Source organism: Clostridium arbusti SL206 (assembly GCF_000246895.1).
Taxonomy (GTDB): Bacteria; Bacillota; Clostridia; order Clostridiales; family Clostridiaceae; genus Clostridium_I; species Clostridium_I arbusti.
Genome location: NZ_BAEV01000149.1, coordinates 1 through 6,280 on the forward strand (window position 1 = coordinate 1; position 6,280 = coordinate 6,280).

At 27.5% G+C, this 6,280-nt stretch carries 5 protein-coding genes; 1 reads left to right on the plus strand and 4 read right to left on the minus strand.

The window, feature by feature from the left end:
• Positions 1-548: 548 nt before the first annotated feature.
• Positions 549-1,640 carry an SIR2 family protein gene (locus RH99_RS17325; RefSeq protein WP_010241265.1) on the plus strand — a complete coding sequence of 364 codons (1,092 nt, stop codon included), beginning with the start codon at positions 549-551 and terminating at the stop codon, positions 1,638-1,640.
• Between the two features lie 29 nt (positions 1,641-1,669).
• Here the strand turns inward: RH99_RS17325 and RH99_RS17330 are convergent, their stop codons facing one another.
• The 4 genes from RH99_RS17330 to RH99_RS17345 all read right to left on the minus strand — a co-directional run bounded on the left by RH99_RS17330 (position 1,670) and on the right by RH99_RS17345 (position 6,115).
• Positions 1,670-2,338 (minus strand): NUDIX hydrolase, encoded by a 669-nt coding sequence (locus RH99_RS17330; protein ID WP_010241266.1) that lies wholly within the window; start codon positions 2,336-2,338, stop codon positions 1,670-1,672.
• Positions 2,339-2,510: 172 nt separating this feature from the next.
• Positions 2,511-3,809 carry a metallopeptidase TldD-related protein gene (locus RH99_RS17335; protein WP_010241267.1) on the minus strand — a complete coding sequence of 433 codons (1,299 nt, stop codon included), beginning with the start codon at positions 3,807-3,809 and terminating at the stop codon, positions 2,511-2,513.
• Complete coding sequence (locus RH99_RS17340; RefSeq protein ID WP_010241268.1) at positions 3,809-5,236, minus strand: TldD/PmbA family protein; 1,428 nt, start codon at positions 5,234-5,236, stop codon at positions 3,809-3,811. Before RH99_RS17340 ends, RH99_RS17335 begins: the two co-directional genes overlap by 1 nt.
• Before the next feature lie 150 nt (positions 5,237-5,386).
• Entirely contained in the window at positions 5,387-6,115 is a 729-nt protein-coding gene (locus RH99_RS17345) for an HAD-IB family hydrolase (RefSeq protein ID WP_010241269.1), read from the minus strand.
• Between the last annotated feature and the right edge of the window lie 165 nt (positions 6,116-6,280).

Below are 6,280 nucleotides of genomic sequence, written 5' to 3' on the forward strand. Positions count from 1 at the left end.
ATATAATATCACGATTCAAAATATTTGTCAATACTTTTTTGTATTTATTTTTTTATTTTTCACTCGCAACGTGTTTTATGATATCACAAACAATAAATTATTATAATCATATACTAATTAAAATTTATAAATACATGGATCTTTCTCTATTTATCTATGTATTACTTCTATTTTCTTATAATGATACACCAGGTTAAATTATAACCTATATATAATTTATAGTTTAATATAATAAAATATATAATATATTCTTTGTTTATGGTAAAACTATAAATAAAATTACAAGGAGGAAACTGCTATTATATAAAATATCTAGAATTATAGTAAAGGTTAAAATACCTTAAGCATATGAAAATAAATAGTAAGTCAAAGATGCGACGTATATTTTGAAGCCTACAAGGAAATAGGTTCTTCAGATAGTGAGCTATCTGAGGGTTCCGTTGACGTGGTGGGATTCAAAATAGACTAGCATACTGACTAGTTATTTATTTGAATGTGCCTTATAACAATATTCTTATATATGGATCTTCTAAGCAGTATAAAATAATATGCCTGAAAATAATAGTACTACTTATATACTTGGAGCTGGGTTTAATCAATGTGTAAAAGGAACAGATGGATTGAAACCACCTCTTTCAACTAATTTTTTCAATACACTATTAAAAAACAAAAAATATAACGGAACAAAATATAACTATAAAACAAAAATAGTATATGAATATATATATAAATATTGGAAAAAATCAAAAGAAGATCTTCTGTATGATGCCTTTAATCTAGAGGAATGTTTTACATTGTTACAGCTTCAATTGCTAGAATCTTCAAGCACCAATGATGAAGAATTAGTTTCTAAATTATTAAAGATAAATTCTACATTAAAATTCATGTTTATAGAAAGCCTCTGTGGATTTGAAGACTTCAGTAGTTCCTCTGATTTAATGATGAACTTTGCCTCACTTATATATAATGAGAAGCCAAATGTTTTAACATTAAACTATGACTGTAATTTAGAAAAGGCAATAGAAACTATTTCTAATGGTAATTGGAAGTCCTTTCTTAGTTACGCTGTTAAATTTGATAAGGTTCAAACTTTAAAAGATAATAAAATATCTTATATAAAAAAAGAAGACTTTTATGATATACATGAACCCCCTATATATGACTGGAATATTTTAAAGCTTCATGGGTCATTAAATTGGTTTAAGTGCATACCTTCAAGTAAATATGATTTATTCAGGGCTTATAGAAATACTGATTCTAATGATAAATTACAATTTATATTAACTGAATCTCATAAGTATTTTGACGAATATGAAGACAATGATCTAATAGTTGATCCCCTAATAATACCACCTGTACTATATAAAGATTATTCACAAGACATAATATGTACTCTTTGGGAAAAAGCTAAAAATGTTTTATCCTCTTGTAAAACCCTTATAGTTATTGGATACTCTTTTCCTCCCACGGACTTTGGAATCAAGAAATTATTATTAGAAGCTTTTCAATTTAACAGATTAGAAAATCTAATAATTGTGAATCCAAATACTTCAGTAATAAATACAGTAAAAGAACTTACCCATTACAATAAACCAGTACTCGTATGTAATAGTTTAAATGAATTTTTAAAAAGTATTTAACATACGAATTTTTATGCTTACAATCTCTGTTATCTTTTGTTCTTTAACATTTTAATAATATCAAAAATAAATCTAGCTGTTAATCCCCATATTACTTCACCATTATATTTATATACATAAATTTTATACTTATAATTTCCCCAAGGTTCCTCATATATTTTGGGCAAATTAAGTTTTTTAACTGGTAATAATATATTCTGTTTTCCATTACCATCAATTGTAGATGATTTTGCCTTTATTTCAACATAATATCTTTCTGGTTTATTGTTTTCAAAAAATGATACAGGTACTGTAAAAATATACTCTACTTCACAGAGATTAATTTTTATTTCTTTTAAATTTTTAATATTTACTGTTCCTACATATCCGTCTACCATGGCTCCTATTGGTGAAAATACTGTATCTACTCTTCCCATAATATTTATTTTATCTCTATCTATAGAAAATTCTTCATAGGTTTCTCTTAATGCTGTTTCCTCTGAATCCTTATCAATTTCATCATCGATTTTTCCACCAGGAAAACATACTTCTCCTGCTTGACTTATATTTTTACTTCTTTTTTGAAAAATAAAATGATATTCTCCTTCTATTAGAATCAAAGGAATCAAAACTGAGGAATTAAAAAATTCGTCTCTTCCACTTATACCTATATTTTTAGGAAAAGACCTTTTTAATTTAGTCAAATCATTATAATTCATAAAATCTCACTCCCTTTAATCCAACAAATAATATTTACTTCTATAACCTTATACAAGCAATTATACCTTTAATCACTGTTTGATAAATAAAGGTATAATTATTTTAAATACTGTAAGTTTTAAAATAACAATACCCTTTCCTTTATCCTAAAGCATATGCATATGTGAATTATTATTCTCCTGCAATAGACACATTAAACATTTCAATTGCCTTAGGTCCAATAAACCCATCAGCAATTTGTAATTCTTTAGACAAGAAAATATTAGAATGAATATCATTTATATTTCCAGATAATGATCCCCCAGTTATGGGTATGGTATTTTCACCATCAAAATACCATCCTAATCTTATCTCTCCTCCAAAATTTCCTGTTACGGAATCTAATTGGAAATCTGAGAAAGTAACTAGTTCTACATATTCTTCTCTTTTCATATCCTCTATACTCTTAGTACCTGACTTTATTTTAAAATTATGGATATTTCCTGTTGCTTTAGTATTTAAATAATAACTGTGTCTAAAATCCCCATGATACATTTTTAATTTTCCGTCTTTAATTATATTAACCTTGGATAAAATAGTTCCATTATCATCAAATGGTTTTGAGTATATGGAATTTTTCATATGAGGATCAATTTCTAAACTTATACTATCTCCTTTTATGTTATCTCCCTGAATACACTCTCCAATTTTTATATTTGACATTTCATTATATATATTTTCCGTATTTGTTTTATCTACATAATATTTTAATATTTCTTTTACTGGCTCATCTCTTAAAATAACTTTGTATTTTCCTGATGCAACAGTTTTTTTAGCTTTTGCTCTCTCTTTAGCTAGAAAAATCATTTCCTTAACTGTATCTGAAATAACATTAGGTTCATAATCAGAGAAAGTAAGTCTTTTATATAATTCTATTTCTTCATCATATTTCCATGCAGTTATAAACTCTATCATTCCTTTGTAACTTTCAAAGTTTCTATCTATACCTTCTGAATTAATAATTCTTGTATATACCCTATCAAGAAACAATTCAGCTGAATTGATTCCTCCCATTTCCTCTTTATCATTAATATACAATGCCTCTGTAAGTTTAGGCATCCAATCGCTCAATTGCATAGTAGCAAATTTACTTTTTACATTATCAATACTTTTATTTTCATTTATTGGTAGATCATAATACTGATTTTTTACAAAACCCGAGGCAAAAATATTATCTTTTATAGCCTCTTTTATCTCATTCTCATTCATGCTAGGATGAATATCAAAGGTTGAACTTCCCTTATACTTTTTACCATCTTCCTGAAAGTTCTTATAAACCGTAACCTTAAAGTGTTGGACATCTTTACTTCTAGCTATATCTAGTTCCTTCTTAACAAAAAATAATTCTTCAGAACTATTTTTTGTTTCAATTATTTTATATCCATCTATTTCTTCAAAATCATCTAGTATATTTTTGATATTTTCTATCATTATCCCAGCCTCACTTTCGCTTTAATATACGGTCCACCACTTGACACCTTTACGAATTCCTTATATCCTTTACCACAAGCACCCGATCCCTTTAGTTCAACTTCATTGGATACCATTGATATAGACTTTAAAAGATCTGGAACATATCCAGTCATTACTACAGGAGATACAATATTTCCTGTAAACTTTCCATTTTTAATTTCTAATCCGTAGTTAACCATACATTGAATTCCCCAATTCTTAGGATCCTCCATTCCACTTGTAGGACAGTTTAGGAAATATCCATACTTTATTGAAGATATCATATCCCCTATTTTATCTTTTCCATTCTCAAAAAATGTATTTGTCATTCTTGTATAAGCTTTTCTCTCAAAGGACTGTCTTTTTCCGTTTCCTGTTGGATTAACCCCTAATCTTAATGCAGATAAAATATCACATATACCCGTCTCTAAAATTCCGTCTTTTATTATTGTTGTATCTCCCCCTATGGATCCTTCATCATCAAAAAGATAGGATGATACTTCTTTTGCAGAAGTGGCACCATCTCTCATTGTTACAATATTGGAGGCAACCTCTTTACCAATATACGCCTTAGCCTTTGCCCTATTTTTAACAAACATATCCATTTCTACCCCATGGCCAAAGGCTTCATGAGCAATTATTCCAGATACATCGGGTGAACATATAGCATCATATTCACCCGGTTTAAGTGGCTTAGCATCTAATAACTTAACTGCCATACTTACGTTTTCATCAACCTGAGAATCCATTTCATCTAAAATTTCTACTCCCTTAAGACCAGATACTGAACTGTAATTAAACTTTGTTTTTTTCTCTTTCCTTGTTATTGGGAAAATATATCCTTCACTCCATACATAGGACTGAGTTAAATCTTTTTTACTTGAAATGAATATTTTAGAAACATGTACTTGTTGTAATTTAATCTTACAATTCACTACAAACTCAGAAATGGAAGTTGCTTTTCTATTTAACAATGTTAACCTACTGATTATGTCCTTATCACTAGTTTCTTCAAAGGATACCTTAACCTCCCCTAAAAAACTACTATTAATTTTTTCTTCATTTATTATAGGATAAGTCGTTATATTTACTGAAGCCTTCATTTTTTTTATTTCATAATTAACTCTATATTTTATATTCTTTGCCACTTCAACAACTGTTGCACTATTAATATTATTAAAAGAATACTCAGAATATCCTATTCCATTATATATCCTAACAACAAATCCTCTTTCATTCCAAAATGAATCCTCAATAGAAACACCTGTATTTTGAACTAAATATTGTTTTCCAAAAGAATCTGTACCCAATATAGACACATATTTAAAATCCATGGACAAAATATCCAACAACTTTTTTAAAGTGGATTTTTTCTCTAATAAAAATTTTGACATTTTAACCTTCATTAATCTATCACCTCTAATTATTAATTATAAACAAAACATTTTACTTGAACAATGATATGATGTTTTATCTAATAACCTATTATCAAAAAATTAGTTAAAAGTCCTATTAGCTTAATTAGGCTAAATAAGACCTCTCCTTTATTCCTTAAATTAAATATTAGCTTTTACGCAATTCATATTAAGCTTATATATCATATCTTTTCTTTCAACAATTATATTAATTTTTTCACTAAGTCCTTTATCTATAACTACCTTTTGTAAAAGTTCTCTAGTTGGATTTATACAGGTTGGATATCTTACAGAATCTAGCATAGTTAAATCACCTGAAGTATCACCATATGAATATGACTTATCTAAATCTATATTGTAAAGTTTAGTTAAATCTTCAATTGCCTTTCTTTTACTATCGCTATCCCACATAGGAATAACTTCACCAGTGTATATATCTCCATCCAGTAAATACTTTGCTCCTCTATAATCATCAAATCCATGCTTAAGTGACATTTCTCTTACAAGTTCTAACGGACTACCAGATATGGTTATTATCTTATGTCCTCTTTCTTTGTGCCATTTTATTCTATCCCTTGTATAAGTATAAACTCTATCTCCCTTTTGAGAAACAACTTGCTTTGCTATAAACTCAACTTGAGATTTATGCAACCCCTTAACCGCACCAACATATATATCTGCCATCTTTAAAAGATAATTATCATAATTTCCTATTCTTATATCCCATTTTTCATACTCTGGTTTCACTTCTTCAAACCAAGTTCTTTCTTCAATTATTTCATATTTTATAAGTTTTTTAAATACTTCTGTAATAAGTCCTTCTCTATACAGTGTTCCATCTATATCAAAAAATGCTGCTATAGTTTTCATGTATATCCCACCTTTTTAATATTTACTATATAATACAATTTATTCACTATAATTACCACTATTTATAAAATCATTTTTATTAAAAATTAATTTAAATACATATTTCTCATATTATTCCTAATATATTTAATAGCTAATTTGGTTAAATTAATATTAAGATTCAAT

Bases quoted from the DNA above. Each gene is read 5' to 3' on its own strand.
- RH99_RS17325 (WP_010241265.1), top strand. From the start codon at position 549: ATGCCTGAAAATAATAGTACTACTTATATACTTGGAGCTGGGTTTAAT.
- RH99_RS17330 (WP_010241266.1), bottom strand. From the start codon at position 2,338: ATGAATTATAATGATTTGACTAAATTAAAAAGGTCTTTTCCTAAAAAT.
- RH99_RS17335 (WP_010241267.1), bottom strand. From the start codon at position 3,809: ATGATAGAAAATATCAAAAATATACTAGATGATTTTGAAGAAATAGAT.
- RH99_RS17340 (WP_010241268.1), bottom strand. From the start codon at position 5,236: ATGAAGGTTAAAATGTCAAAATTTTTATTAGAGAAAAAATCCACTTTA.
- RH99_RS17345 (WP_010241269.1), bottom strand. From the start codon at position 6,115: ATGAAAACTATAGCAGCATTTTTTGATATAGATGGAACACTGTATAGA.